This window comes from Mucilaginibacter sp. SJ, assembly GCF_028993635.1.
Taxonomy (GTDB): Bacteria; Bacteroidota; Bacteroidia; order Sphingobacteriales; family Sphingobacteriaceae; genus Mucilaginibacter.
The window spans coordinates 2,194,611-2,221,039 of record NZ_CP118631.1; the positions used below are offsets into that span (position 1 = coordinate 2,194,611).

Genomic DNA, 26,429 nt, shown 5'->3' on the forward strand with positions numbered 1-26,429 from the left:
ATTACATTTCGTCGTATTTGAAATCAATACTCCAGCGATAGGTAGATATACCTGCCAGCATTAAGCTGGCTGCGCTATCGGCCCAAACCGAATAACTGAAGGGGGCCTTAACCCCTAAAAACAAAGTCATGCACAGGGCAAATGTAAATGTAAGTGCAAAACTTGCATATGCAGCTGCCCTGATCTTAAGCCCTACTATAAACATAATGGCTATACAAACCTCACAAACTGTTGCTAAAAAGCCCATTACCCCGGCCATTGAGCGACTCAGAAAAGGCATTAATGTGTTGGTATAAACTACAAAATTATCCCAACTACCCCAGCTTACCGAATGTTGCCCTGCCGGCCCCAGAAAACCTAAACGATCTGCCACGGGTAGCAGGAAGCCTATTCCTAATGCAAAGCGGAAATAAAGCTGTGCTATTTGAAGCGTGTTTTTCATATTATATACAAATTATGCATCTAAAATAAAGCTTTAAAAGCCCGCTTAGAAATACACAATCCCATGTTTACACAAGTACGATAAAAGTGTCATCTTTTTGTTGAGAGATTGGCCGGTTAACATTTATCCAGAATTTCTACAGAATGTGAGGGTACTATCGCATCAATCTTATGCCTGCAATAAGTATAGTAAAAAGGGCTGCTGCCTATGTCACCTCGCTGATGGAAGAAAACCTCCCATCAACCATGTACTTTCATAACCTTAAACATACATTGGGCGTTGTTAACGCAGCAACAGAAATTGCAGCACACTGTAAATTAAAAAAGCAGGAACTAACCATTTTAACAATAGCTGCCTGGTTTCATGATACGGGCTACCTTTATCATTATAACGGCCATGAAGACACCAGCATGATCATTGCCGGTACTTTTTTAATGCAGCACCACTATAATAATGATTTTATACAACAGGTATGGGATTGTATTGAAGCCACCAAAGTACCGCAATCGCCCCAAAACCTTATCCAGCAAATTATTTGCGATGCCGATATGCACCACCTGGCATCTGTAAACTACCTGGATTTTGCCCATGATTTAAAACAGGAATGGGAGGTACATTTGGATAAGCAGTATAGCGACAAAGAATGGCATGCCCTTAATTTAAGCCTGTTACAACAGCACCAATATTTTACGAAATACGGTAAAACGGTATTGCAAGCCATGAAAAAGAAAAACATTGAACTGATGAAGTTTCAGGGTTAATGTTTCTTTACAGTTTCTTTTCGTACACGGCTTAAGGTTTCGGGTGTAATGCCTAAGTAAGATGCGATCATCGCCTGTGGCACCCTTACCGACAGATCAGGATATTTCTGCACAAAATCAAGGTATTTTTGCTCGGCAGTAAAAGCAATGGCCGAGTGAATGCGGTTTTGACTGGTGATGAAACTTTTGTTCAGGATGGCATTAACCATATCATTAAAAGCCGGTATCTCACGGCAAAGCCTGTCGAAGTTTGTTTTGGTAACCAATATCAGTTCTGTATCCTCAATAGCATCAATATTATTTTTAGAAGGCTCGCCGGTAAGCAGGCTGGCACGGTCGCCGGTCCACCAGTTTTCTTTGGCAAAGCTTACAATGTTTTCGCGGCCATTTTCATCAACGCTGTAAAATCGAACCAAGCCTTTGGTTATAAAAGCGTTATACTTCCAAACATCTCCCTCTTGCAATAAATACTGCTTTTTACGGAGTTTTTTAAAAATGCAAACTGTTTCAATTTTAGCATAGTCGGCTTCGGTGAGTGTTGCTTTCTGGCCGATGTATTCTTTAAATTGGTCAAACATATAAAAGCAAATATCTCCTTTATCCGGGGATATTTGCTTTTATTCGGGTCATATTTTTATAATTAGGTTATGCGGTGTATTTGCTTAACCATTTTGTTTTGATAGCGGCGCGGGCATCAATAAATTCCTGATCGGTACCCTGCGCTACGGCATCAAGTGGATAACGCAGCGGGCGGGTACCCTTTTCCATTTCAACCAGCCTCAATATACCATCGGCAATAGTTTGCGGGTCCATGTTAAACTCGGCCATTTTGCTGAAAAGCGCAGTGCCCATAGCGTTAAATTGCTGTGCCGAGGCCTCGCCGTACTCGGCTATAACTTCCGGTTTATCAGCGTGGATACCTGCTTTGCTTCCGTTATTCATTTCGGTTGGATATACGCCCGGCTGAATACTAACGCTCTCGATGTTGAACCGCGCAAGCTCATCCTTTAAACCTTCGGTAATACTTTCTACCCCAAATTTTGATGCAAGATAAGGAATCATGAACGGCAGGGTATGACCACTTGCACCCGATGTAATGTTGATGATAAGGCCATTTTTAGCTTTACGCATCCCCGGCAAAACCGCAAATATGGTGCGCAGGGTTCCATAAAAATTCACTTCAAACATCTGCCTGATTTGATCGAGTGAGTAAGCTTCCAGTACGCCAAAGCCTGAAACTGCGGCATTGTTCACCAATACATCAATATGGCCGTATTTGGTTAATGTATATTTAAAAGCTGCTTTAACTGAAGTATCATCAGTAATATCTACCTCAACTACTTCAACATTTGGCAAGGCTGAAAGCTCTTTGGCTACAGTTTCATTTTTGCCATTTATTCCGCGCATACCTGCTATTACGGTATGGCCTGCATTTGCAAGAGCTATAGTGGTTAATTTACCAAACCCAGTGCTTGTTCCGGTTATGAAAATTGTTTTTGACATTTTGTATCGTTCTTTTGTTGATACAAATCTACCGCGACGCCATAACCTGCACATTGATGTTTGATAAGAAGGAAATTGATATTTGTCAAGAGAATCGGTATATATAATTAAACCGTCATTGCGAGGTACGAAGCAATCGCGCACTATACAAGATGGCTCTGCTTATTGGGGATTATTAATAACTATAATTTGTTATTTATAGGTATTAATGAGTTTCCTTCGGTCCTTAAAATGACCTAATTGTAAGTTTTTGATTATTGGGTGTATTTTTAAATTGATTTATGCATATGGGCGTTGCCTGCGGCCCGGGCTGTATGCTCATACTGCACAAGGCATTAGCCACAGGCTGGTATCCGCTCCCATCCCTAACGCAGCCCGCCCGCACCATCATTAAAATATATTTTAAACGTCATTACGATTTTTCCGGGGTCACCTGGTGCTTACTCGCAATGACGATCTTGTTTATTATTTATATATCCCTTTCCCCCTACTTCGTTCCTGACGGCACAGCCAAAGGCTGTCCATCCTTCAGCGGCACACCAAAATTTGGCGAACCATCTTTATTCCAGATAAATTTTTGTGCACGCGGCGAACGTTTATTACCGCAGCCTTCGTTAGGGTTTGAATTAGCGTGGTACAGGATCCAGTCTTCCCGGCCATCTGGCGATTTAAAGAACGAGTTATGACCGGGCGCGTAAACGCTGTTTTCCGGCGATTGCTTAAATACCGGCTCCTCTGTTTTGATCCATGAGGCAGGGTTTAACAGATCGCTTTTTTTAGAAGCCGTAAGCATGCCCAAAGCATAAAAATCAGTCCAACAGCCGCTTGCCGAATAGATCAGGAACAGTTTTTTGCCATGCTTTAAAATCTCCGGTCCTTCATTTACACTCACATGCGCGGGGTTACCGGCATCATGCAGATCACCGTTGGTTTCCCATTCATAAGCCGGGCTTGATATTTTTACGCGTTCGCTGCCAATAGTCAGGGCATCTTTCATTTTGGCTATATAAATATTCTGCTGCCCGTTATGGTTACTCTCCCAGCCCGACCAGATCATATACCAACTACCGTTATTTTCAAACACCGAAGCATCAATAGCCCATTTATCGGTACTATCGGCTATTTTTCCTTTAAACTCCCAGGTACCTTCCGTTGGGTCGGACGAGCTATTTTCCAGTACATATATGCGATGGTTATTGTTATCGCCATTATCCGCGGCAAAATATACATACCATTTGCCCTTTATAAAATGCAGTTCGGGCGCCCATAGATCTTTAGAATAAGCTGTACCTGGCGGCGGCGCCCAAACAGCTTTCTTTGGTGCAGTACTCAGTTTGGTAATATCTTTTGTTTTCCAGATAACAATATTGCCCCCTGTTGAATTGGTATAATAGTAAAACCCATCTTTACAGATCACCCAGGGATCGGCGCCTGATGGCAGCAACGGGTTGGTAAAAGTTTTATCGCCGGTATTTTGTGCAATTGCCACGCTGGAAAATAAAAGCAGCAGCAAATAGGTGAACATTTTTTTCATAGGGCTGAAAGGTTTTAGCGTGGTTTATAATGCGCTAAAAATCTGTAAAAGATTTCACAAAAACAACAACTGTTAAGCATACATTTATTGCTAAATCGGGCGTTTAATATTACGTTTTTACCGGTTGAGAGGAACTGCGGATAAAAACCCGGGTAGGTAATACGGTAGTTTCAAACTCGGTAACAGGCCGCTTACTTTCAATAATGCTGATCAGCATTTCGGTTGCCTTTTTTCCCATTTCAAAACCGGGCTGATAAACAGCACTTAGCGGCGGGTTTAAAACTTCGGCCAGTTGAGTATTGGTGAAGCCGAGCAAAGCGATATCAGCAGGGATCCGGAAGCCTAATTTATGAAGAAGGGACAAGGTAGTAGTTGTGATCCTGTCAGAGGCTGTAAAAATAGCATCGGGCTTATCATCGGCATACAGTAACTCGCTTAATGCATTTTCTATCTCAGCAAGGTCTTTACCGCCATGCGGGCAGTATTTGATCAGCTTTTCATGAGGTTGCATGCCATGTTGTTCAAGTGCATCTTTGTATCCCCTCAAGCGTTCGGCGGTAATGGATACGTTTACCGAACTGGTAATATGAGCTATTTTACGGTATCCTGCCTCAAGCAACTGGGTTGTGGCCTTATATGCCCCGGCAAAATTATCGGCCACTACTTTATGCGTATCAATTTCATCGCTTACCCTATCAAAGAAAACAATAGGCAAACCTTTTTCGTGCAGGTTTTTCAGGTGATCAATATTTTGGGTTTCGGTTGAAAGAGAGATCAGCAAACCATCAATGGAGCGAAAAGTCAGGTGACGTACATTTTGCATTTCCAGCTCATACGATTCATGGGTTTGTGTAATAAACACATTATATCCCTTACTGTGCGCTACTGATTCGATGCCATTGATCACCTGCGAAAAAAACTGGTTCTCAATAGTTGAAACCACAATGCCAATAGATTTGCTGTTGCCCCGTTTAAGGCTTTGGGCATTAAGGTTGGGCTGATAGTTGAGCCTCTTGGCACACTCCAGTACAAGCGCCTTGGTTTTTTCGCCAATTTCATGACTGTCTTTAAGTGCCTTGGAAACCGCTGACGGTGAGATCCCTAACTCTTTAGCAATATCCTTTATGGTAACTCCGCCAAAATTCATTTCGCCCCCTTGCTTATGATCCTAAAATTAACAATCCAATTATATAAAGGAAAGTAAACATAAGAAAAATAAGTCCTACACAGTATAAGGATGTATTATACCATGTAACATTATGCTGACATCCATGAATTTAAATTCATAGATCTGTTATTTACCCCCTTCCCCGGCGCAGGTGTGTTGAGTCTCCTGTCTTAATCTCTTAAAAACCCATCTATCTTCATATTCCATTCCTGTTGGTAGTATTGGTTTGTGCCATGATTGGTTTCATTATCATACTGTTCTTGTAGCTGGTTCATTTCACGGTACGAGTCGAGGTATTGTACATTAATATAGCCATCATAGTTATCAACCGGGAGTTTCATAGTCAGAAGGGCTTTCTTAAAATGCCGGGCTACTATCGCTACAATATCAAAATGCCGCTGCTCATGGTTTAGAGCATAGTCTGTACGACCCTCCGGTTTTACCCAGGCGGCACTTTTAGGTAAAAACACGCGCATGCTTATCTTCACTACAACTATCGACTTCTCTACTTCTGCCTGTTCTGTGTAACCGAAACTTGGCTGCACTTCGGCAACATACTTTTCGCCCCGGGCTTTATCCTGAAAATCATTCCAGGTTAAAGGCCGCCCGGCCGAGTAGTAAATGGTATCGCCTTCCGGCTGTTCCGAATAATCGGTAAAGATTAATTTTACTCCCTTAGCCAGTTTGATGTTAGTGGCCGCTTCACGATTCATCCATCTGTTAAAATACACCAGGCCGGCTTCAAGGGCCCGGCTCATCAGCGCCCCGGTATCATACTGTTGTCCCGCGCTGCGATAGTATGTTGTGGCCGCCGGATAATCAATCAAATGCACATTGTCCTCAGCCTTTTTCAATTCAAACCATAATTGTATCTCCAGCCGGCCTTCTATCCTGCCATCGGCCATTGCCGTTTCAGTAAGCTTTAACTTCTTAATGCGGATGACTACCGGGCGTAACATCTTATTAACGGGGATAGCATAATCAGCAAATTGTTTAACAGCTGTTGCTGTGCCTCCCTGTAAATCAACTTCATGTTTTACTGCGGGCAAATTACCTGTGGCCGATAATAACCAGGCGACCGCACTTCGATCGGGCCGTTCATCAGTAACATTTGCGATATAAAATTCGTTCGATTTTTCATTTAACTGCCTGTTTGTTAAAACAATTTCGGCATTTGTTTTTTGTGCTTTTGAATTTAACGGACAAAACACCAACATGTACAAAATCACCGGTAACCACAATCCGCCTCTATTAAGAACGCTACTCATAATTGGTAAAATAATGGATGGGGCGCATTGCCCCCGGGGTATTATAATGCTCAAAATACAAATAAATTGCACTGTTTAACGTGTAATTATTACTTTTGATTATCCATGGCCGGTACCACGGCAGTACTCAACAATTTTAAAGTTTTCCACATGGATATTATCTTAAGTATTACCTTCGTTAAAAGAAGTGTTATCCACAATTGTTAATTTCTAATGTGAAAAGCCTCTTTTTGGTTTAGCTATTTTCGCACTATCGTTAGTATGCGCTTTATGATCAAAACAAGATACATCACCCTGCTCATTCCCGTATTTTTATTTTCAGCTGCACGAGCCCAGCAAAACCCTTCCACTCAAATTTACCGTACTTATCACGCGGCTATTGATTTGATGGACAAAGGAAAATTTGCTTCGGCGGCCGAACAATTCCGCCTGGTTGAAGCTTACAAAATTAAAACGAGCACCCAGCCACAGTTTGAAACCGAGCTATCGCTCACTAAGGAAAACTGCCAGTATTATGAAGCATTCTGCGCCCTTAACCTGGGTAATGATGATGCCGAAAGCATGTTTCTCCGTTTTATAAAAGAACACCCTGAAAATCCGCTTACCAAACAGGCTTTTTTCCAGATTGGTAAATCGTATTTTAAACAAGGTAAATATGAAGACGCTATCCGCTGGTTTAACAAGGTTGAGGCAGGTGAGCTAAACGGACATGACAATACCGAATATAAATTCCGTAAAGGTTATGCCTACTTTTCGTTAAAGGATTACAAAAATGCCCAGCTGCTTTTTGGCGAGGTTAAAAATAAACGGTCGGAATTTACTGAGGATGCTACTTATTACTTTGCTTACATAGCTTATTTAAACAAGGACTATCACCTGGCGCTGGTAAATTTTGAAAAGCTTAAAAATTCTAAGAAATACGAAAACAGCTATCCGTACTATATTTCGGCTGTTTACTTTTTAGATAAACGCTATGATGATGTGATCAATTATGCTGTTCCTATTGTAAATAAAACCCACCAGCAAAACGAAACGGAAATGCTGCGCATCATCGCTGCATCATACTTTGCCAAAGACGATTATGACAATGCGGTTAAGTACTATGGCCGTTTTGAAGACCGAGATCAGGGCCGTACCCAAAACACGCAGGACAGCTACCAGATGGGTTATACTTATTATAAAGTAGGCAACTATGCCAAAGCTGCCAGCGAACTGGAAAAACTGGTTGAACAGCACGATGTTTACAGCCAAAGCGGTAACTATACCCTGGGCGATGTGTTCCTGAAAATGAACAATAAACAGAGTGCACGTAACGCGTTCCTCAACGCCTCCAAGCTTGATTATGATAAGCAATTACAGGAAGATGCCCTTTATGAATACGCCAAACTATCATACGAGCTCGACTTTAACCTGCAGGCTTTAGGTGCTACAAGATTATACTTAGCTAACTATCCGCGCTCAAAGCGTATTGATGAAGTGAAGGTTTTATTAGGCGAGGAATTATTGAACTCACGCAGCTATAAAGAAGCTGTTGAGATCCTGGAGCCAATCCCTAATAAAAGCCAGAGTGCACGTTTAGCTTATCAAAAAGTTACTTACTACCGCGGTCTGGAATTTTACAATGAGCGTGCTTTTGAAAACGCTATCGGTATTTTCCTGCGCTCATTAAAAGATCCGGTTGATAGTAAGACCGAAGCTTTAACCACCTATTGGATGGCTGAGGCCATGTTTGAGGTTCGCAAATACGGCGAATCGGTAGAAAACTTTGAAAAGTTCCTGAGTATGCCCGAGGCTAAGGAAACTGATGTTTCTAACTACGCCAACTATGCTTTAGCTTACGCGGCCTTTGGCGATGAGCAGTATAAAAAAGCCGCTACTTACTTTGAGAGGTTTTTACAGGGAGATGTAAAAGATGTAAATACCCAAAATGATGCAATTACCCGCCTGGCCGACAGCTATTTTGTACTGAAAAGCTATGGCAGTGCCATGACCTATTATAACCGCATTATAGCCATGCATAACCAGGGCGAAGATTATGCCTTGTTTCAGCGTGGTATGATCCAGGGCTTACAGGGTTCATTGGATACTAAGATCAGTACCCTGAATGATGTACTGAACAAGTTCCCTAACTCTGATTACGCCGATGATGCATCATTTGAGATAGCTTATACTTATTTCCTGAAAACAGACGGCGATAAAGCTAAAGCCGATCTGAATGCCATGATCCAGAAATATCCGCGCAGCAGCTACGTACCGCGCGCGCTGGTTACCATCGGCTTGATTGATTACAATGCAGGCAATGATGACCTTGCTGTTGAATCATTTAAAAAAGTGGTGCAGGATTATTCCTCAACCGATGAAGCTAAACAGGCTTTGAAACAGATTGAAAAGATCTATACAGATAAAGGTGATGCTCAAACATTCATCAATTATGCAGGCACCACCCCTATTGGTAACTATACCACCTCCGACCAGGAAAGCATTATGATAACCGCAGCCAATAACCTTTACCTTAAAGGCGACTGGCAGGGTACTGTAAGCGCAGTAAACGCTTATTTTGATAAGTTCCCGGGCAAACAGATCTACGAAAAACAAGCCCGCTTTATCCGTGCGCAGGGATTGGCTAATTTAGGTCGTACAGAAGAAGCTGTTGTTGATTATAACGTGATCCTGAACGACTGGACCAGTGCCTACAGCGAAAAGGCATTGATCAGCATGGCTAAATTATACATGCAGCAAAAGAAATATAACGAAGCGGTAGTATTTCTGAAAAGGCTCGAAACCAACTCAGAATATAAATCCGATTATACCTTCGCCATTACTAACCTGATGTACTGCTATTCGGAAATGCAAATGACCGATGATGCCATTAAATACGCCGAGCTGGTTAAAACAAATGATAAAACATCGCAGGAAGACAAGTTTAAAACCGGCTTGTACGAAGGCAAGGCTTATCTTTCAACCGGCGATACTACCCTGGCTGTTAAACAGTTCACCTATACTGCAACAAACACCAAAACCATTGCCGCTGCCGAAGCCCGTTATAATCTTGCACTTATTGAGTATGAAAAGGGCCGTTATAAGACATCACAAAAAATGTGTTTTGACCTGGCCAAGGAAATGCCAAACTATGATTACTGGGTAGCCAAAACATACATTTTGTTATCTGACACCTATGTAGGCTTAAAAGATACCTTCCAGGCCAAGGCAACCCTGCAAAGTATCATTGATAACTATAAAGCCGATGACGATATATTACCTACTGCTAAAGAGAAGCTGGATAAACTGAGCGGCCGCAAAACCAAAGCCCCTGCCGCAGGCACCAAAGAAACTGCCCAGCCCGATACAACTAACAAACAGTAACAAAGAGTAATATAAAAAAAGACAAGCAATGAACTCGAGATACACATATACGCTGCTTACCTTATTAATAGCATTATACTTTGTTCCTGCCCAGGCACAAACAAAGAAATCTACCAAAAAAGCAACAGTAAAAACTGCGACTAAAAAAACTGCCGCTAAACCGGCACCCAAAAAGGCCGCGCCCAAACCTGTAACTAAAAAAGCTACCGACAGCAAAAGCTTAGGCGATGCTGCTGCAAAAACAGCGCAGGATACTACTAAGAAGGGAGGCGGCAATAATCCCAACAACGCTGCCAATGGTGGTAGCTTATCAGAAGAAATTGTAGTGACCACTGCCTACAAACCGGTGCTGGCCGATGCGGTAAAGATCCGTCGTAATCCCGATTTGGAAGATAAAGTGCCCTTTAAAGCACCTTTAACCTATGCCCCGCTTGATAAACGCCAGGAGCAAAACTCCGAGATCAGGCAGCTTGAGGCAATGAAAAGACCTGCCGAACAGGATTCGGTTTTAACCAACAATTTTGCAAAGGTTGGGTTTGGCAACCTGAAAACCATTTATGGCGAGGGCTACTTTGCCAATGGCCGCGACCAGGCTTTACAATTTGGCGGTTTCATTAAACATTTGTCGCAATCTGGCTCGCTGCAAAAGCAAACCCAAAGCCGCGATGACGTTGGCGTATTTGGCAAAAGCATCATTGACGATAACAATATCTCAGGCCGCATCAACTACAATCGTTTAGGTACCTATTTTTACGGTTACAACCAGGATGCTCCCGACAACAATTTTGTACCGACAAAACAGCACTTCAATACCATAAGCGGCGAGGTTGAACTGGCAAAGAATTACAAAGACGTTGAAAACGACTTTACCTATGCTGTAAAGTTAAAAGGATACGCATTTAGCAATGCTTACCAGGCACGTGAAAACAATGTAGTTATTTCAGGCTTTCTAAATCAAACTGTTAAGCAGTTTTATGCAGGCTTAAGCGCTTCGTTAGATCTGGCCAGTCAGAAGGACAGTTTATACAGCCTTGGTAATAATATTGCGCGGGTTAACCCATACATCAAATTTCAGGGGGATAACTATAAGATAGATGCAGGGGTGAACATTGTAAAAGAGTTTGGTGATTTTGGAAAATTTTACATTTTCCCTGCCGCCAAGCTTGAGGTGCAGGTGGTCCCTAAATATGTACGCCTGTTTGTGGAAGCCAAAGGGGATGTTAACCGCTCTTCACTGCGCGATTTTGCTATGGCTAATCCTTTCATCGGCCAAAACATCAACATCAAAAACTCAGTTGACCAGCTGGATATCAGTGCCGGTTTAAAAGGCACCCTGGCCCCCGGTTTAAGCTTCAAAGCTGCCGTGTACCGCAACAGTATTAAAAACATGCCTTTAATGGTGAGTAACTTCAACGCCGAAGGCAACAAATTCACTGTTATTTATGATGATGGCAAAGCCCGCGTAAACGGCTTTAATGGTGAGCTGGATTTTAAAGCAACAGACGATTTTAACATTTTCGGTCGCGTTGAAATAAAAGACTATCAAATGGCTAAAGAAAACGAGCCATGGAACCTGCCTAAATTTTTATTAACTGCAGGTACTGCAATACATATCGACAGCAAATTGACTGTTACAGGTTCGTTGCTTATCCGCGGCTCAACAACCGACAGGTTATTGGTATTGACACCAACTTCTACCCCGGGAAGCCCGGTTTACAACCAGGTTAAACAGCCTATTAAGGGCTTTGGCGACCTGAGCGGTAGCGTAGAATACAGGATAAACAGCAGGTTTTCGGTATTTGCGCAGGTTAATAATATCCTGAGCAGTTCGTATCAAAATTGGTTATACTACCCTAACTACGGATTTAATATCTTTGGCGGGGTAGGGTACTCGTTTTAAGCCCTGTTTGATGTTTTAAAATTAACCGTATTTTTACCGGATGGACATAGCCAATTATTTAAGCGAACTACTCGGCCGGTACACCGAAATAAGTGTACCTGGCTTGGGCTGCTTTTCGCGCCTGCGTGTAAATGGCTATTATGATGATGTACAGGCAACTTTTTATCCGCCCGGTCATAAGCTGCATTTTGATCAGGAGGCTAAAGACGATGAGATCCTGACACGTCATATTGCCGAAAAGAAAAAGATCTCACTGGCATCATCCAAATATTTCACCGAAAAATACATCAATAGCCTCAAGCAAGAGTTGGTGCTGCATGAAGTACCTTTTGCCCAATTGGGCTGGTTTTATATGCAGGAAGGCAAAATTGCTTTCAGACCTCAGGAACAGGCACCGGGCAGCGATCCTTTGTTCTTTGGCCTTACCTCGGTAACCATTAACAAGGTGAACTATGTACCCCCGCCACCACCGCCGCCGCCCTTGCCTACGGCCATCCCTTTACAGCAAACCTATACACCGCCGCCGACAGCAGCAACCGTTGTTGAGCAGCCTGAGTATATTGATGATGAACCCGAAGTTAAGCGGGGTATCAGCATTTGGGCTATAATAGCAATTGCAGTGGTTGTACTTGCCGCAGCAGCTTTTGGCGTATATAAATATAACCCCGCACTATTACATCTTAACAATGGCAGCCCTAAAGAACAACCAAAGGTTGAAAAGCCTAAAGCTGCTCCCGTAGTTAAGCCGGATAGTATCCAAAAGGATTCTACTCCAACGGTTGCTGATACGACAAAGACAATTTCTAAACGTATTGAAGCGTTAAATAAACCGGCAGCTAAAACAGATACCGTAGCACAGCCGGAGTTTGCCATATTTTTAGGATCGTTTAAAACAGTAACCAAAAGCAATGAGGCCGTTAAAGATTATAAAAGCAAGGGAATTGACGCCCGCTTGCTGAAAGGCCCCGGAACCGGTCCGCGGATCAAGATCATAATTGGAGGGTTTTCCTCATCTGAGGAAGCAGAAGCCGTGAGAAAAAAACTCATATCACAAGGAAAAATAACTAAAGACACATACTCAAAACAAATTACTGATTCCACGAAATGACTTTATTATTAATTCAGCAAATTACAGATACCGCCAAACACCTGGCAGATACCGCAAACCACGCCGTAACAACCGCAGCCCTGCCAACTGAAGAACTTCGCTTTGGCGACCTGCTGATCAAGGGTGGCTGGGTAATGATCCCGATAGGTATTTTAGCTGTACTGGGGCTGGTAATATTTTTTGAACGTTACTTTACTATCCGTAAAGCATCTCGTGATGAATCAAACCTGATGGTACAGGTACGCGCCAGTATCCACTCGGGCAATTTGGAATCGGCTATTGCCATTTGCCGTAACAATAACACTCCGCTTGGGCGCATGCTGCAAAAAGGCTTACTGCGCATTGGCAGACCTATAAAAGATATTGAAGGCGCCATTGAAAACGTTGGCAAGCTCGAAGTATCCAAACTGGAAAAAAATATTGGAATTTTAGGTATCGTAGCAGGTATAGCGCCGATGTTTGGTTTCCTTGGTACCATTGCCGGTGTAATCAAGATTTTTTATGATATCTCAAAAACGGATAACATCAGCATGGGTGTAATCTCTGGCGGTTTATACGTAAAAATGGTAACATCAGCCGCAGGTTTGTTTGTAGGTATCGTAGCTTATGTTTGCTACCACATTTTAAATATGATGGTTGATAAGGTGATACTGAAGCTGGAAACCGACGCCATTGAATTTATTGACCTGTTAGAGGAGCCGAGCAAATGAATTTAAGAAAAAGACACAGGGGTGCATCGGCAGAGGTACATACATCGGCAATGAACGATATTATGTTTTTCCTGCTGCTGTTTTTCCTTATAGCCTCAACAGTTACCAACCCTAACGTTATTAAGCTGGTGTTGCCTAAATCATCAACAGGGCAGTCGGTATCTAAAAAAACCATAACTGTTTCAGTAACCAAAGACCTGAAGTACTACGTAGATAAAAAAGAGATCCCGGTAGATGCTTTGCAAACCACACTGGCGGGTTACAAAACCCTGGCTACCGAACTTACCATAGTTTTGTATGTTGATAAAACTGTAGCCATACAGGATGTGGTACAGGTGATGGACGTGGCACAAAAGTTGAACATTAAACTGGTTTTGGCAACAGAACCTAAGGGATAACAGTGGCAGTTGCAGTTTAAAGTTTGCAGTAGATTATTGCAGTAAATTACCGTAATCGTTTAAACAAACTGCCACTCTTTTTAAAAGTAGCAGTTTTAAGTAGCAGCGGCAGTTTCAAGGAAGCAGTTTATCTGCTTGATTTTTTTAACTTTTGCAGCTGGTATTGCTACTGCAAAGTGCTACTGCTACTAAAAACTGCTACTGCAACTAAGAAAATACTGCTAATTAAAAAATTGCACTAATTATAAAAATGGAGTACAGGGAAGAAAATAACTATCCGAAAGCATTTATAGCAACAGGCATTATTATGGCTGTGCTGATAGCGGCATGTTATTTTATCGTATTCAAAAATCCGCCGGTTGAAGAGAACGGAACAGGCGGCATATTGGTAAACTACGGTACGGTTGATGAAGGTATGGGCGATGATTACATGAGCACCGAAGAACCTTCGGTAGCGGAAAAAGCCAATCATACTAAACCGGATAAAGTTACCGAAAGTAAACCCACCGAAGAAAAACCAACGCCCGAAAGCAGCGAAAAAACGGTAGTTACCCAAAATAACGAGGATGCCCCAGAAGTGGCCGCGCCTACTAAAAAGCCAAGTCAAAATGTTGCCCCTACTCCACCGGTAAAAACACCGCCGGCAAAACCTACTGTTAACCAAAATGCTTTATATAAAGGCAAAGCATCAACGGGTACAGGCGAGGGCGATGGCACAGGCAAAACTCCGGGCAACCAGGGTAAAACCACAGGTACAACACTTACCAATAATTATAACGGAACAGGATCCGGCAATGGCGGCAGCCTGAACATGGCACAGCGTAACTTCGTAAGTCGCCCCTCTGTAAGCGATGATAACCGGCAAAGCGGTAAAATTGTAGTTGATATCCGGGTTGATAAAGATGGCAACGTTACTTATGCCCGTGCCGGGGCCCGTGGTACCACCATATCAGATGCAGGCTTGCTTCAAAAATGCGAAGATGCTGTAAAAAATTCCAAACTTAACCCGCTTGATAATGCCCCCGATCAGCAACAGGGTACCGTTGTTTTTGTGTTTAAGGTAAATTGATTTTTGCAAAAGGCGGATGGACTATAGCTCATGGTTCATAGCTTTTAATGGAATAATATTACAATCTCCACACTGTTTTTAAAATGCTACAGTGCTATTTTTGCCTCTTTAAGTAGTGGTTCAAACCATGAACCATGAACCATGAACCATGAACCATGAACCATGAACCATGAACTACGAACAAACCATCCAATACCTCTACACCCAGCTCCCCATGTTTACGCGTGACGGGGCTTCAGCTTTTAAAAAAGACCTTACCAATACGCTTGAACTTTGTAAGCGCCTGAGCAATCCTCAGCATAAGTTTAAAAGCATACATGTGGGCGGTACCAATGGTAAAGGATCAACATCGCACATGCTGGCGGCCATTTTACAAACAGCGGGTTACAAAACAGGGCTTTATACTTCACCCCATCTCAAAGATTTTCGCGAGCGGATCCGCATTAACGGACAAATGATCAGCGAGCAAACCGTAATTGATTTTGTTGAGGATCACAGGGCCAATTTTGATGAAATAGCCCCCTCCTTTTTTGAGATGACCGTAGCTCTTGCCTTTGATGTTTTCGCCAAAGAAAAGGTAGATATCGCCGTTATTGAGGTAGGTTTAGGCGGTCGGCTGGATTCAACCAATGTGATCAGCCCGCTGCTCTCGGTAATTACCAATATAGGCTGGGACCACATGAATATGCTTGGCGATACCCTGCAACTAATAGCCGGCGAAAAAGCAGGCATCATCAAACCAGGCGTCCCGGTGATCATTGGTGAACAACAGCCGGAGGTAGCAAACGTGTTTATTGATAAAGCCGCACAAGCTAACAGCAGCATTCAGTTTGCATCGGAAGAGTGGGACGTGAAGCAGATTAAAGGCGAAAGGCAAAAGGCGAAAGGTAGCGTCCGGGAATCTTTGGATATCAAAATTAAGCATAAAGACTCCATACTTAAAACTTACGACTTAGAACTCGACCTCACCGGTTCCTATCAGCTTAAAAATGTAAAAACAGTTTTATCTGCTGTTAATGAATTACGCGGGCAAGGCTTTGTAATTACCGATGAGCACCTTGAAACAGCCTTAAGGCGGGTCAAAACCCTCACCGGTTTACATGGCCGCTGGGAAATATTAAGTCAAAATCCGCTTACTATTTGCGATACCGGGCATAACCCCGATGGTGTTGAGGAAGTAATGAAAAACATCGCATCTGTTAAATACAATCACCTGCATATGGTTATCGGAATGGTAAATGATAAAGATACCGGCAAAGTATTACCGCTGCTGCCCAAAGATGCTACTTATTATTTCTGCAAGCCGGATATTCCAAGAGGATTGAGCGCTGAAAGCATGAAAGCACAGGCGCAGGCTCATGGTTTAATTGGTGAGGCCTACCTCTCTGTAAAGGAAGCATTGCTATCGGCACAAAAAAATGCAGCTAATGATGATCTTGTTTTTGTAGGCGGCAGCACTTTTGTGGTGGCCGAGGTTGTCTGAATCAGAATTTTAGGATTTTGAGAATCTTGGTGTAGAAATAGGTACCCTTTACATAAGGTGGTCTTTTATAAAAAGGCTTTCTGCCAATTCAAATCCTGTAAAATCTGGGCTTGAAGTAAAACATTCTATTAATTCTTAAATCCTGTAAATTCTGATTCAGACAGTTTCTTCCAAACCACCTCCCCTGTTATCGCTCCACCGGTAGTTGGCGCAGGTACAGTGTACTTAAAAATATCGCCCGAAATTGTAAAGGGGCGTTTTTGCTGTGTGCCCTCCCAGTTTGGGAATGATGCATGTTCTATATTGAAAATGATATTATTCTCTTCAACTTTATAGATACCATAATGAGCGTTACACCCTTTTATCGCTGCTCGGTTCTCTCCGTCGGTACCCTTAGCTTTATCACCCGATGCAAATTTTAGCCGGCCTTCACTGTAGATCTGTAAAGCGTAATGTCCCATGGCATCAATTACAAGGATTCCCTTCGGCGAATCACCGTAAAGATGGGTGCGGCTACCGTCGGCAGCAATATTATCAACTGTTACCAATTCATAGGTTCCGGTCAAATTATGAACAGAGGGTTTGTTCTGTGCCGATGCCCTACATATGGTAAACAGCATCAGGATCAAAAGCGATTTATATTTCATGCAGCAAAGTTATATTTGCTATATTCCATTAACAATAAGGCACAAAAAAGTAGCCTGGTTACTAAAAAGTTACCATGCTATAAATCAATTATATTATTTTTAATTGATGAAAAAAAAATCAAATCATCCGGCACCAAAATGTGGTATTGACTACGCTTTTCAGCGGATAGGCGGCAAATATAAAGGGCGTATCCTGTGGCGTTTGCGCAATGACACCATGCGTTATGGTGAGTTACGTCGCACTGTAACAGGCGTAACCTCTAAAATGCTTACCCAGGCCCTGCGTGAGCTGGAAGATGATTGCCTCATTGTTCGGCAGGTGCATGTTGAAGTACCCCCAAGGGTTGAATATACCCTCACCGATACAGGCCGGGAATTACTGCCTTTTTTACAATTACTACGCGATTGGGCCAAACATCAGATGCAGGTTAATGATATAGTAGCTATGCCATAATTAATTTCAGTAAAGTCAAAAACACCTTTATTAATCTACATAAAGTTCTATTTTTACGGCCCAATCCTTACCTAAAATATGACATATATAGCATCTGCCGATAGGTATCAAACAATGCAATATCGCCGCTGTGGCAACAGTGGCATCAAACTTCCGGCTATTTCATTAGGCCTTTGGCACAATTTCGGTCACGTTGATGTTGCCGATAATTACCGTAAGATATTGCATCTTGCTTTCGACAGCGGCATCACCCATTTTGACCTGGCCAACAATTATGGCCCGCCTCCCGGCTCGGCCGAAGAGAATTTTGGGAAGATCCTGAAAGAAGATTTCCGCGATTACCGTGACGAACTTATTATATCAAGCAAAGCCGGTTACACCATGTGGCCGGGCCCGTATGGTGACTGGGGCTCGAAGAAATACCTGGTATCCAGTCTTGATCAAAGTCTTAAACGCATGGGGCTCGATTACGTGGATATCTTTTACCACCATCGCCCCGATCCAAACACGCCACTTGAGGAAACCATGGCTGCGTTGGATCTCATCGTTCGCCAGGGAAAAGCTTTGTATATTGGTGTTTCCAACTACCCAGCAGAACTGGCCTCAAGAGCTATCAAAATACTCAAAGAGCTTGGTACGCCGTGCCTTATTCATCAGCCCAAATACTCTATGTTTGAACGTTGGGTTGAAGGCGGTTTGCTGAATGTTTTAGGTAACGAAGGCGTAGGCTGTATCCCCTTTTCACCACTGGCGCAAGGTTTATTGACGGATAAATACCTTCATGGCATCCCCGAAGATTCAAGGGCTGCGCGACCAACCGGTTTCCTTCAAAAAAGTCACATCACCGACGAACGCCTAAACCAGATCAGGGATTTAAACAGTTTGGCTGCGCAACGCGGACAGTCCCTGGCCCAAATGGCACTGGCCTGGATCCTGAAAGATGAGCGCGTAACATCTGTACTGATAGGCGCAAGCAGGCCAGAACAATTATCCGATTCATTAAAAGCTTTGGATAAGCTCCAGTTTTCGGTAGAGGAGTTAGCAAGGATAGAAGAAATTTTAGCCCCATAACCCCCTAAAGGGGGAACTATGGTGGAGCGCCAATTTCTATTCTTTTCGACAAGTAATTTTAATATCTTTCCTTAAACAAAAATTAAAGTCTCCCCTTTAGGGGAGATTTAGAGGGGCTTATACAATGATAAACTGGGGCATTATAGGCTGCGGCAACGTAACTGAAAAAAAGAGCGGGCCTGCATTTAAAAAAGTGGCGGGAAGTAACCTTGTGGCCGTTATGCGCCGCGATGCAGAAAAAGCGGCCGATTATGCTGCACGCCATGGTGTAGGCAAATGGTACAATGATGCCGATGAATTGCTGAACAACCAGGAACTGAACGCGATCTACATAGCTACCCCTCCCGCATCCCATCTCGATTATGCACTTATCGCATTAAAAAAAGGGTTAAACGTTTATGTCGAAAAACCGGTGACCCGTAATTCGGCCGAAGCAAGGGCTATGGCAGCGGCTGTGAAGGGGAGCAGCTCAAAACTTACGGTTGCCCATTACCGCCGGGCTTTACCTATGTTTTTAAAGGTTAAAGAATTAATTGATGCGCAGCTGATTGGCGAAATCCGTACGGTACAGATCAGGATGTGGCAAAGCCGCAAACCAACTTTGATTGCCGATGTGGAAACCAACTGGCGTGTACAGCCCGAATTATCAGGCGGAGGCTATTTCCATGATCTTGCCCCGCATCAACTCGATTTGATGCTGTATTATTTCGGCGAGCCTGAAATGTATCATGGTTTCTCGCTCAACCAATCAAACTCAACACCTGCCGACGATCACGTTTGCGGGCAGATCCTATTTAAAAATAAGGTAGTGGTTAACGGTTCCTGGTGTTTTAATGTAGCCGAAAGTGAAACCACCGATACCTGTGAGATCATCGGCACAAAAGGAAAAATTACCTTCCCGTTTTTTGGCAATTACATCAGCTGGAAAACTGATACAGATGAAGAAACCATAACTTTCACTCATCCCGAGCATATCCAGCAGCCTTTCATAACCAAAATAGTAGCTTACTTTAATGGCGAAGGGCCTAACCCCTGCTCCATTGATGAAGCCGTGACGCTGATGGATATCATCGACGCGTTCACATTAAAAAAATAAAAATGGCAGGCCAAAACCTGTCGAAGTATGGTGGTTAAATTCATCAAACTTCGACAGGTGCCGAAAATTTTCCGGTCATGATGCATTAACTTTTCTTCTTCGGTACTTTGGCTCCCTCTTTCCTGGCTTCGGACAGTCCTATAGCTACTGCCTGCTTTTTACTGGTTACTTTTTTGCCGCTGCCGCTTTTCAGCTTGCCTTCCTTCATTTCATGCATGGTTTTCTCAACCTTCTCTCCGGCTTTTTCTGAATACTTTGCCATAATGTTACCTTTTAAGTAAATGATAATATTACAATGCAAAATATTTGCCAAAACATAAAATGAATAGTAGTTTTTTAATAGTAGCAGCGACAATTTTAGTAGCAGTTACTGAGCGGCAGTTGCAGGATATACGGAAGCAGTTTTAACGACTGTAATAGCAAGTACACCAAACTGCGGCTCTTGCTTAAAACTGCAACTGCTACTCAATCCGGCATGATTTAAACCTTTAGCATTTTTCCTCCGGTCTGTTCCCGATTATTACTTATCTTCAAACTTCTGAAATAATTACGTGTTAAGCCATCATAAATCCCGCTACATTTGCCCCATATGCCAACAAAAAAACTCATCGCTCCATTTTATGAACGCCTTGCTTTAGTACTTATTGGTTTTATGGCCCTCGGCTACCTGATTATTATGGGTAAAGATCTGCTTGATCCCATGATCTTTGGTTTTATATTCGCCATACTGTTGCTTCCCGTTTGTAATTTTCTGGAAAATAAGCTGAAATTACCCCGCAGCATGGCATCGCTGGTTTCTATATTATTATTGGTTGGTGTTGTTGTGGGGATCCTATACCTGGTAGGGTCACAGATCTCAAACATGGCTAACGACTGGCCAATGCTTAAAAAACAAGTTACGCAATCCATACGAGACCTGCAGGAATGGATCCAACATGCTTTTCATGTTAACGCCGCCAAACAAATGGCCTATGTTGACGACACTGCAAAAAAACTTATGGAATCGGGCACTGATGTACTGGGCACTACTTTCGGGGCCATCTCATCGCTCATGCTGTTTTATGTGTTTATCATGATCTTCACCTTTTTTATACTGTTATACAGGCGTTTGCTCATCCGTTTTATAGTATGGGTTTTCAGAGATGAAAACGAGCACGTGGTAATGGATATTGTTGAGAATATTCAAAGTATTTTGAGGCAATATATATTGGGGCTGCTATTGGAAATGGTGATCGTAGCCGGCGTAGCCATTACTGTTTTTTGGATGATAGGTATAAAATATGCCGCTTTACTGGGTATTATAGTAGGTCTTTTTAATATTATTCCATACATCGGGATCTTCACTGCCTTGCTTTTAAGTACTGTTATAACTTTTGCTACAGGCAGTATCAGCAACACTGTAGCGGTGGCTGTTAGTGTTATTGGCATTCACGCAGTTGATGCCAATTTTTTACTGCCCACTATAGTTGGTTCAAAGGTTAGGCTCAATGCCCTCATCTCTTTTATAGGCATTATTTTAGGCGAAATGATCTGGGGACTTTCGGGTATGTTCCTTTCTATTCCTGTTATTGCCATATTCAAGATTATATTTGACCGCATTGAAACACTTAAACCATGGGGGTATCTGTTAGGTGGCGATTATGAATATAAAAAAGCGGCTGCAAAGGCCATGAAAACCGAATAATTCTCAAAAAAAGTAAACCTAAACCTGTAAACTTTCGTTTAAACAAACTGAACTTTAATTTTTGCAGAAACTGTTGCTCCCCCCTAACAATGGAAATTGTAAGAGATACACCACGCGCTATTTACAGGTGTAAAAAATGTAATGAGCCTTTAAAAACCAGGCGCAGGCGCAGCCTTACATTAAAAATCACCCTGTTTTGGCTTCCCGTTCGCAAATTTTTTTGTGAACGATGCCTTAAAACGCGTTATGTAATGTGACTGTTCATAAAAACAGGCAGCATTTTACTTTGATTATTTATGCATATCCTTAATTTAGTAGCGTAGCATACTAAAGCTAAATCTGCCTAAAATGACCCTCAAGTATAAATTACTACCATTTTTATATATTTTCCTTTTCCCTGTAATTTTGGTTGCACAAACTCCAAAGGCCTCAACTTTCAGGCTGGTATCCTTAGGTGTACTGGGGGGTATTGATGAAAGTAACCTATCGGCTTATATGCTCGCACCCAAAGGCAGCAATAATTATATCTGCCTTGATGCAGGCACAATACATTATGGCATTGAAAAAGCCATAACGTGTAAAAGCTTTAATGTACCCGCCAATACTGTGCTCAGGCAGTATATTAAAGGCTATTTAATATCCCATTCACATCTTGACCATATTGCCGGGCTCATTATTAATTCGCCCGAGGACAGCACCAAAAACATCTATGCACTTAATGATTGTATTGAAACGATAAAGACGCACTATTTTACCTGGAAAAGCTGGGCCAATTTTGCCGACCAGGGTGAAACACCGGCACTGAAAAAATATCACTATAAAGTATTGGAACCCGGTACCGAAACAGCTATCGAAAATACTGAGCTTAAGGTCCGGGCTTTCCCGCTCAGTCATTCCAATTTAACCAGTACTGCTTTTTTGGTGAATAGCAATAACAATTATTTGCTTTATTTAGGTGATACCGGCCCCGATGAGATAGAAAAAAGCAGCAATATGCAAAACCTGTGGCAGGCCGCTGCTCCGCTGATAAAAAGCAAAAAATTAAAGGCTATTTTAATAGAGGTATCTTTCCCTAATGAGCATCCGGATAAAACATTGTTCGGTCACCTTACGCCAAAATGGTTAATGACGGAGATGGATAAACTGGCCTCGTTTACCGGCACAGATGCTATTAAAGGCTTAAACATTGTAGTAACTCATTTAAAGCCGCCAATGACAAGCATCAGCAAAATCAAAGCTCAGTTAAAAGCTGCCAATAAATTACAGCTAAACCTGGTATATCCGCAACAGGGAAAGGCTCTTAATTTTTAAACCTGAAACATCCATACTATGAAAATACTTAAACCTGTTTTTTTATTCCTGCTGCTGGTAAGCAGCTTCAGTTTATTTGCACAGCAGGGCAAGGTGCTTGAAGAGCAAAACCTAAAAAGCAAAATTTTAAAGCGCAATGTAAGCTACGCAGTTTATCTACCTCCGGATTATGAAACGGCCAACCGCACCTACCCCGTAGTTTACCTCCTGCACGGCTATACCGACGACCATACCGGCTGGCTGCAATTTGGCGAGGTTAACCGCTATGCCGATAAAGCTATTAGCGATGGCACTATCCCGCCGATGATCATTGTAATGCCAAATGCCGATTCGAGCTGGTACATCAACTCTTATGACGGCAAGGAGAAATATGAAGACTTTTTCATCAAAGAGTTTATGCCTCATATTGAAAAGGTGTTGCGTATCAAGGCCGAAAAAAAATATCGGGGTATTGCAGGCCTTTCAATGGGTGGTTACGGAACACTGATCTATACACTTAAACACCCCGATCTGTTTGCAGCCGGTGCAGCCTTAAGTGCCGCTGTATTTCCTGACGAGCAGCTCGTAAGCACTCCTGATGATACTTATGAAAAAATATTTGCACAGCTTTACGGCCGGGGCTTAAAGGGGAAAGACAGGGTTAACAATGCCTGGCAAAGTAATTCGGTTTTAAACCTGGTGCAAATCAAAACTACCGACGAGCTAAAATCTGTAAGGTACTGGATAGATTGCGGCGACGACGACTTTCTGAGCAAAGGCAACTGCCTGCTGCATATTGCCCTTACCGAAAAAAATGTACCGCATGAATTTCGCATGCGCGATGGCGCCCACACCTGGACCTACTGGCGTACAGGGATCACCAACGCGCTGCAATTTATTGGTGATAGCTTCAGGCAAAAGTAGCAGACGCGCGGATTTCAGATATGCGGATGTGCAAATGACGATTAATTGAATAAATTAGAATATGAGTACTATAAAAAGGGTTTTGCTGGTTTGTTTATTGCTGATTTCGGCAAATGTATTTGCGCAAACTGCCGGCAAGGTGATTGAAGAGCAATATATAAAAAGCGATATTTTAAATCATAATGTAAAATACGCAGTATACCTCCCTGCCGATTATGAAACATCAAACCGCACCTATCCTGTAGTATACCTGCTGCATGGTTACGGGGATGATCATACCGGCTGGCTGCAATTTGGTGAAGTTAACCGCTATGCTGATAAAGCCATTGCCGATGGTACCATCCCGCCGATGATCATTGTAATGCCCGACGGGGGCACAAGCTTCTTTATCAATGCATACAAGGGCAAACTAAACTATGAGGACTTCTTTTTTAAGGAGTTTATACCATCTATCGAAAAAGAATACCGTATAAAAACTACTAAACAATACCGCGGCGTGGCGGGCTTATCCATGGGAGGATTTGGCACACTGGTATATAGCCTTAAACATCCCGATATGTTCTCGGCAGCAGCCGCTTTGAGTGCTGCGGTACGCAGCGATGATGATTTTATGGCAATACCCGACACCCGCTGGAAGGATGTATATAGCAAAGTATTTGGCCCCGATCTTAAAGGAAAAGAACGTCTTAGTGCTACCTGGCAGGCTAACTCCATACTGGGATTGGTAGAAAGCAAAACAACCGATGATCTGAAAAATGTGCGCTACTGGATAGATTGCGGTGATGATGACGTGCTAAGCAAAGGGAACAGCCTGCTGCATATAGCCCTTACAGAAAAAAAAGTGCCACATGAATTCCGCATCCGCGACGGAGCCCACAACTGGACCTATTGGCGCACCGGCATCACCGATGCCCTGGCGTTTATTGGCGACAGCTTCAGGCAAAAGTAGGACTTAAGGGTGTAATAAATAGCCCTTAAATCTGGGGGCTTCTGAAGATTGTTTCGGCCCCCCACAGGTCAGTCAACGCTTTGATCAGCACGCCCGGAGGCATAACGAGTGCGGCGTTGAAGCAAGTTACCCATGACAACTTAAAAAATGGGTGTCATACTGAGCCCGTCGAAGTATGGCGGGCAAGCCTCTGCACACGAGTCTTCGACAGGCTCAGACTGACAGGCCCTCTTTTGTCGTTTCACCTTCAGAGGCCCCTGGATTTAATCACTCAGCATTACTCTGGATGGAGTAATTTGTCGCTAATCACCCAAAATATCTTCACACTTCTTTTTCAAAACCTTCAAACGGTTATTCAGCCCAGTCAACCCGGCATCATCACCTATGTTTTTATAAAGCGTTTTAATCAGGGCTAAAGTATTGTCGTCAGCATCGCAGGCCTGTGCCTTCTCCAATTGAGGCAGGGCTTTTTTGACAGCCTTAATGTATTCGGTATCTGTAGATGGGGTATTCAAAGGCTTATCCGCATCGGGGATATTTTTGAGATACAAGTATCCCAAAGCCCGGTGGGCCACATAATAATCAGGTTCGGCAACAACTACGCGCTCGTATAAGGGTATCGCATTTACACTTTGATTATCATCTTCATAAAGCCTGGCCAGTGAATTGAAAAAATTGATCTTTACCTTGACTGATAGCCTGGCCGTATCCTGCATAATTTGCCGGGACAATTCCATTGCCTTATCCTGTTCACCCTGTAAGCGCGCCAAATTAAAGTCGAGGTATTTGTTGTAGGCATCTTCAGCAGTTTGGGCCTGTGTTAACGTAACAGCCATTAATAAGATTATTACCGTCAGTATTTTCCTGGGCATGATTCCGGGCTTGGTTCTAAGCTATAACGTTGAAACGGAGGGTTTAATATGAAACCCATAACTATAAAACCTTAAACATTTTAACCAAAGGCAACACCACCCCATCAGGCATCGGCTGATCTATATTTTCCATGGCTTTGTACCCCATAGCTTCGTAAAGCGGCACACCGGGTAGTGTAGCTCCTAATTGCAGGCTTTTAAAGCCGTTGTTTTGTGCAGCAGTTTCGCAAACCTTTATGATATAACTACCTATACCCCTCCGGGCATAATCCGGATGAACAAAGAAAGCCCTGATCCTGGCAGCATCATGATTGGGATCAAGCAATGGGTCTTCAATTTCTTTATGCTGATCGCCGCCGTAAAGAGTATTGCGTTTGCTCCAGCCGCCACAGCCTACGGTAACGCCGTCTATTTCGGCTACATAATAAGTACCATCGGTAACCAATTGAGTATCCACTCCAAAAATGTACTTAATAGCACTTTCAATTTGCTGCTGATTATAATAATTAGTGCTTAATCCGCGGACAGAAAGAGCGATTAGCCCCTGCAATTCGGGGATATCATTAAAAGTTGCTAAGCGGGTTGTAATGGCAGACATGGTGGTAAATGTAACGTTTTAGTAAATAGCACAACCTGCACTATTAAAGAATGACCTTATTCTGAAAATTGAATAATTCTGTAATTCTGATTCGGACAATTCCGCCTGGCACAAAACGCCTCTTTCCTCTCACTGCA

General features: G+C 42.8%; 25 protein-coding genes. 15 read left to right on the plus strand and 10 right to left on the minus strand.

Going from position 1 to position 26,429, the window contains the following annotated elements:
- Position 1: 1 nt before the first annotated feature.
- Positions 2–442, minus strand: a complete 441-nt coding sequence (locus MusilaSJ_RS08840) for a DoxX family protein (RefSeq protein WP_274989627.1) — start codon at positions 440–442, stop codon at positions 2–4.
- A gap of 170 nt (positions 443–612) precedes the next feature.
- Between MusilaSJ_RS08840 and MusilaSJ_RS08845 the strand changes: the two genes are divergently transcribed.
- Positions 613–1,203, plus strand: a complete 591-nt coding sequence (locus MusilaSJ_RS08845; RefSeq protein ID WP_274989628.1) for an HD domain-containing protein — start codon at positions 613–615, stop codon at positions 1,201–1,203.
- Here MusilaSJ_RS08845 and MusilaSJ_RS08850 read toward each other — a convergent pair.
- The 5 genes from MusilaSJ_RS08850 to MusilaSJ_RS08870 form a co-directional block, all read right to left on the minus strand.
- Positions 1,200–1,781: a Crp/Fnr family transcriptional regulator gene (locus MusilaSJ_RS08850; RefSeq protein WP_274989629.1), complete on the minus strand. Its 582-nt coding sequence runs from the start codon at positions 1,779–1,781 to the stop codon at positions 1,200–1,202. The genes MusilaSJ_RS08845 and MusilaSJ_RS08850 overlap by 4 nt on opposite strands.
- A gap of 67 nt (positions 1,782–1,848) precedes the next feature.
- A complete protein-coding gene (locus tag MusilaSJ_RS08855; protein ID WP_274989630.1) occupies positions 1,849–2,706 on the minus strand; it encodes an SDR family oxidoreductase in 858 nt (285 codons plus the stop codon).
- A gap of 487 nt (positions 2,707–3,193) precedes the next feature.
- Positions 3,194–4,240, minus strand: coding sequence for a glycoside hydrolase family 43 protein (locus tag MusilaSJ_RS08860; RefSeq protein ID WP_274989631.1), 1,047 nt, complete (start codon positions 4,238–4,240; stop codon positions 3,194–3,196).
- Positions 4,241–4,349: 109 nt separating this feature from the next.
- Positions 4,350–5,387, minus strand: a complete 1,038-nt coding sequence (locus MusilaSJ_RS08865) for a LacI family DNA-binding transcriptional regulator (protein ID WP_274989632.1) — start codon at positions 5,385–5,387, stop codon at positions 4,350–4,352.
- Positions 5,388–5,578: 191 nt separating this feature from the next.
- A complete protein-coding gene (locus tag MusilaSJ_RS08870; protein WP_274989633.1) occupies positions 5,579–6,676 on the minus strand; it encodes a DUF922 domain-containing protein in 1,098 nt (365 codons plus the stop codon).
- Between the two features lie 270 nt (positions 6,677–6,946).
- Between MusilaSJ_RS08870 and MusilaSJ_RS08875 the strand changes: the two genes are divergently transcribed.
- From MusilaSJ_RS08875 to MusilaSJ_RS08905, 7 genes are all read left to right on the plus strand, one after another.
- Positions 6,947–10,039 (plus strand): tetratricopeptide repeat protein, encoded by a 3,093-nt coding sequence (locus tag MusilaSJ_RS08875; protein ID WP_274989634.1) that lies wholly within the window; start codon positions 6,947–6,949, stop codon positions 10,037–10,039.
- Positions 10,040–10,067: 28 nt separating this feature from the next.
- The gene (locus tag MusilaSJ_RS08880; protein WP_274989635.1) at positions 10,068–11,939 is read left to right on the plus strand and encodes a porin family protein; all 1,872 of its coding nucleotides are present in this window, start codon (positions 10,068–10,070) and stop codon (positions 11,937–11,939) included.
- A 40-nt stretch (positions 11,940–11,979) separates the two neighbouring features.
- On the plus strand, positions 11,980–13,047 hold the full coding sequence (locus tag MusilaSJ_RS08885) for an HU domain-containing protein (protein WP_274989636.1): 1,068 nt from the start codon (positions 11,980–11,982) through the stop codon (positions 13,045–13,047).
- Positions 13,044–13,757 (plus strand): MotA/TolQ/ExbB proton channel family protein, encoded by a 714-nt coding sequence (locus tag MusilaSJ_RS08890; protein ID WP_274989637.1) that lies wholly within the window; start codon positions 13,044–13,046, stop codon positions 13,755–13,757. The genes MusilaSJ_RS08885 and MusilaSJ_RS08890 overlap by 4 nt, the downstream gene beginning before the upstream one ends.
- The gene (locus MusilaSJ_RS08895; protein ID WP_090523411.1) at positions 13,754–14,155 is read left to right on the plus strand and encodes an ExbD/TolR family protein; all 402 of its coding nucleotides are present in this window, start codon (positions 13,754–13,756) and stop codon (positions 14,153–14,155) included. Before MusilaSJ_RS08890 ends, MusilaSJ_RS08895 begins: the two co-directional genes overlap by 4 nt.
- Positions 14,156–14,405: 250 nt before the next feature.
- Positions 14,406–15,224 carry an energy transducer TonB gene (locus MusilaSJ_RS08900; protein WP_090523406.1) on the plus strand — a complete coding sequence of 273 codons (819 nt, stop codon included), beginning with the start codon at positions 14,406–14,408 and terminating at the stop codon, positions 15,222–15,224.
- Positions 15,225–15,393: 169 nt separating this feature from the next.
- A complete protein-coding gene (locus MusilaSJ_RS08905; RefSeq protein ID WP_274989638.1) occupies positions 15,394–16,707 on the plus strand; it encodes a bifunctional folylpolyglutamate synthase/dihydrofolate synthase in 1,314 nt (437 codons plus the stop codon).
- A 128-nt stretch (positions 16,708–16,835) separates the two neighbouring features.
- Here the strand turns inward: MusilaSJ_RS08905 and MusilaSJ_RS08910 are convergent, their stop codons facing one another.
- A complete protein-coding gene (locus MusilaSJ_RS08910) occupies positions 16,836–17,354 on the minus strand; it encodes a lipocalin-like domain-containing protein (RefSeq protein WP_274989639.1) in 519 nt (172 codons plus the stop codon).
- Positions 17,355–17,460: 106 nt separating this feature from the next.
- Here MusilaSJ_RS08910 and MusilaSJ_RS08915 point away from each other — a divergent pair, with 106 nt between their 5' ends.
- From MusilaSJ_RS08915 to MusilaSJ_RS08925, 3 genes are all read left to right on the plus strand, one after another.
- Positions 17,461–17,808 (plus strand): winged helix-turn-helix transcriptional regulator, encoded by a 348-nt coding sequence (locus MusilaSJ_RS08915; protein WP_274989640.1) that lies wholly within the window; start codon positions 17,461–17,463, stop codon positions 17,806–17,808.
- A gap of 78 nt (positions 17,809–17,886) precedes the next feature.
- A complete protein-coding gene (mgrA, locus tag MusilaSJ_RS08920; protein ID WP_274989641.1) occupies positions 17,887–18,879 on the plus strand; it encodes an L-glyceraldehyde 3-phosphate reductase in 993 nt (330 codons plus the stop codon).
- A 124-nt stretch (positions 18,880–19,003) separates the two neighbouring features.
- The gene (locus tag MusilaSJ_RS08925; protein WP_274989642.1) at positions 19,004–19,975 is read left to right on the plus strand and encodes a Gfo/Idh/MocA family protein; all 972 of its coding nucleotides are present in this window, start codon (positions 19,004–19,006) and stop codon (positions 19,973–19,975) included.
- Positions 19,976–20,060: 85 nt separating this feature from the next.
- Here MusilaSJ_RS08925 and MusilaSJ_RS08930 read toward each other — a convergent pair whose 3' ends face one another.
- Positions 20,061–20,237: a DUF6496 domain-containing protein gene (locus MusilaSJ_RS08930; protein ID WP_167516215.1), complete on the minus strand. Its 177-nt coding sequence runs from the start codon at positions 20,235–20,237 to the stop codon at positions 20,061–20,063.
- A gap of 327 nt (positions 20,238–20,564) precedes the next feature.
- Here MusilaSJ_RS08930 and MusilaSJ_RS08935 point away from each other — a divergent pair, with 327 nt between their 5' ends.
- The 4 genes from MusilaSJ_RS08935 (at position 20,565) to MusilaSJ_RS08950 (ending at position 24,822) form a co-directional block, all read left to right on the plus strand.
- Entirely contained in the window at positions 20,565–21,659 is a 1,095-nt protein-coding gene (locus MusilaSJ_RS08935; protein WP_274989643.1) for an AI-2E family transporter, read from the plus strand.
- A 348-nt stretch (positions 21,660–22,007) separates the two neighbouring features.
- Positions 22,008–22,970, plus strand: a complete 963-nt coding sequence (locus MusilaSJ_RS08940; protein ID WP_274989644.1) for an MBL fold metallo-hydrolase — start codon at positions 22,008–22,010, stop codon at positions 22,968–22,970.
- Positions 22,971–22,988: 18 nt separating this feature from the next.
- Positions 22,989–23,873 (plus strand): alpha/beta hydrolase, encoded by an 885-nt coding sequence (locus MusilaSJ_RS08945; protein ID WP_274989645.1) that lies wholly within the window; start codon positions 22,989–22,991, stop codon positions 23,871–23,873.
- A gap of 61 nt (positions 23,874–23,934) precedes the next feature.
- On the plus strand, positions 23,935–24,822 hold the full coding sequence (locus MusilaSJ_RS08950) for an alpha/beta hydrolase (protein WP_274989646.1): 888 nt from the start codon (positions 23,935–23,937) through the stop codon (positions 24,820–24,822).
- A 302-nt stretch (positions 24,823–25,124) separates the two neighbouring features.
- Here MusilaSJ_RS08950 and MusilaSJ_RS08955 read toward each other — a convergent pair whose 3' ends face one another.
- Both MusilaSJ_RS08955 and MusilaSJ_RS08960 read right to left on the minus strand, forming a co-directional pair.
- Positions 25,125–25,658: a hypothetical protein gene (locus MusilaSJ_RS08955; protein ID WP_274989647.1), complete on the minus strand. Its 534-nt coding sequence runs from the start codon at positions 25,656–25,658 to the stop codon at positions 25,125–25,127.
- Between the two features lie 97 nt (positions 25,659–25,755).
- Positions 25,756–26,292: a GNAT family N-acetyltransferase gene (locus tag MusilaSJ_RS08960; RefSeq protein WP_274989648.1), complete on the minus strand. Its 537-nt coding sequence runs from the start codon at positions 26,290–26,292 to the stop codon at positions 25,756–25,758.
- Between the last annotated feature and the right edge of the window lie 137 nt (positions 26,293–26,429).

Bases quoted from the DNA above. Each gene is read 5' to 3' on its own strand.
- MusilaSJ_RS08950 (WP_274989646.1), top strand. From the start codon at position 23,935: ATGAGTACTATAAAAAGGGTTTTGCTGGTTTGTTTATTGCTGATTTCG.
- MusilaSJ_RS08960 (WP_274989648.1), bottom strand. From the start codon at position 26,292: ATGTCTGCCATTACAACCCGCTTAGCAACTTTTAATGATATCCCCGAA.
- MusilaSJ_RS08935 (WP_274989643.1), top strand. From the start codon at position 20,565: ATGCCAACAAAAAAACTCATCGCTCCATTTTATGAACGCCTTGCTTTA.
- MusilaSJ_RS08915 (WP_274989640.1), top strand. From the start codon at position 17,461: ATGAAAAAAAAATCAAATCATCCGGCACCAAAATGTGGTATTGACTAC.
- MusilaSJ_RS08945 (WP_274989645.1), top strand. From the start codon at position 22,989: ATGAAAATACTTAAACCTGTTTTTTTATTCCTGCTGCTGGTAAGCAGC.
- MusilaSJ_RS08880 (WP_274989635.1), top strand. From the start codon at position 10,068: ATGAACTCGAGATACACATATACGCTGCTTACCTTATTAATAGCATTA.
- MusilaSJ_RS08930 (WP_167516215.1), bottom strand. From the start codon at position 20,237: ATGGCAAAGTATTCAGAAAAAGCCGGAGAGAAGGTTGAGAAAACCATG.
- MusilaSJ_RS08860 (WP_274989631.1), bottom strand. From the start codon at position 4,240: ATGAAAAAAATGTTCACCTATTTGCTGCTGCTTTTATTTTCCAGCGTG.
- MusilaSJ_RS08910 (WP_274989639.1), bottom strand. From the start codon at position 17,354: ATGAAATATAAATCGCTTTTGATCCTGATGCTGTTTACCATATGTAGG.
- MusilaSJ_RS08955 (WP_274989647.1), bottom strand. From the start codon at position 25,658: ATGGCTGTTACGTTAACACAGGCCCAAACTGCTGAAGATGCCTACAAC.
- MusilaSJ_RS08940 (WP_274989644.1), top strand. From the start codon at position 22,008: ATGACCCTCAAGTATAAATTACTACCATTTTTATATATTTTCCTTTTC.
- MusilaSJ_RS08890 (WP_274989637.1), top strand. From the start codon at position 13,044: ATGACTTTATTATTAATTCAGCAAATTACAGATACCGCCAAACACCTG.
- MusilaSJ_RS08895 (WP_090523411.1), top strand. From the start codon at position 13,754: ATGAATTTAAGAAAAAGACACAGGGGTGCATCGGCAGAGGTACATACA.
- MusilaSJ_RS08865 (WP_274989632.1), bottom strand. From the start codon at position 5,387: ATGAATTTTGGCGGAGTTACCATAAAGGATATTGCTAAAGAGTTAGGG.
- MusilaSJ_RS08900 (WP_090523406.1), top strand. From the start codon at position 14,406: ATGGAGTACAGGGAAGAAAATAACTATCCGAAAGCATTTATAGCAACA.
- MusilaSJ_RS08875 (WP_274989634.1), top strand. From the start codon at position 6,947: ATGATCAAAACAAGATACATCACCCTGCTCATTCCCGTATTTTTATTT.
- MusilaSJ_RS08885 (WP_274989636.1), top strand. From the start codon at position 11,980: ATGGACATAGCCAATTATTTAAGCGAACTACTCGGCCGGTACACCGAA.
- MusilaSJ_RS08850 (WP_274989629.1), bottom strand. From the start codon at position 1,781: ATGTTTGACCAATTTAAAGAATACATCGGCCAGAAAGCAACACTCACC.
- MusilaSJ_RS08855 (WP_274989630.1), bottom strand. From the start codon at position 2,706: ATGTCAAAAACAATTTTCATAACCGGAACAAGCACTGGGTTTGGTAAA.
- MusilaSJ_RS08925 (WP_274989642.1), top strand. From the start codon at position 19,004: ATGATAAACTGGGGCATTATAGGCTGCGGCAACGTAACTGAAAAAAAG.
- mgrA (WP_274989641.1), top strand. From the start codon at position 17,887: ATGACATATATAGCATCTGCCGATAGGTATCAAACAATGCAATATCGC.
- MusilaSJ_RS08870 (WP_274989633.1), bottom strand. From the start codon at position 6,676: ATGAGTAGCGTTCTTAATAGAGGCGGATTGTGGTTACCGGTGATTTTG.
- MusilaSJ_RS08845 (WP_274989628.1), top strand. From the start codon at position 613: ATGCCTGCAATAAGTATAGTAAAAAGGGCTGCTGCCTATGTCACCTCG.
- MusilaSJ_RS08840 (WP_274989627.1), bottom strand. From the start codon at position 442: ATGAAAAACACGCTTCAAATAGCACAGCTTTATTTCCGCTTTGCATTA.
- MusilaSJ_RS08905 (WP_274989638.1), top strand. From the start codon at position 15,394: ATGAACTACGAACAAACCATCCAATACCTCTACACCCAGCTCCCCATG.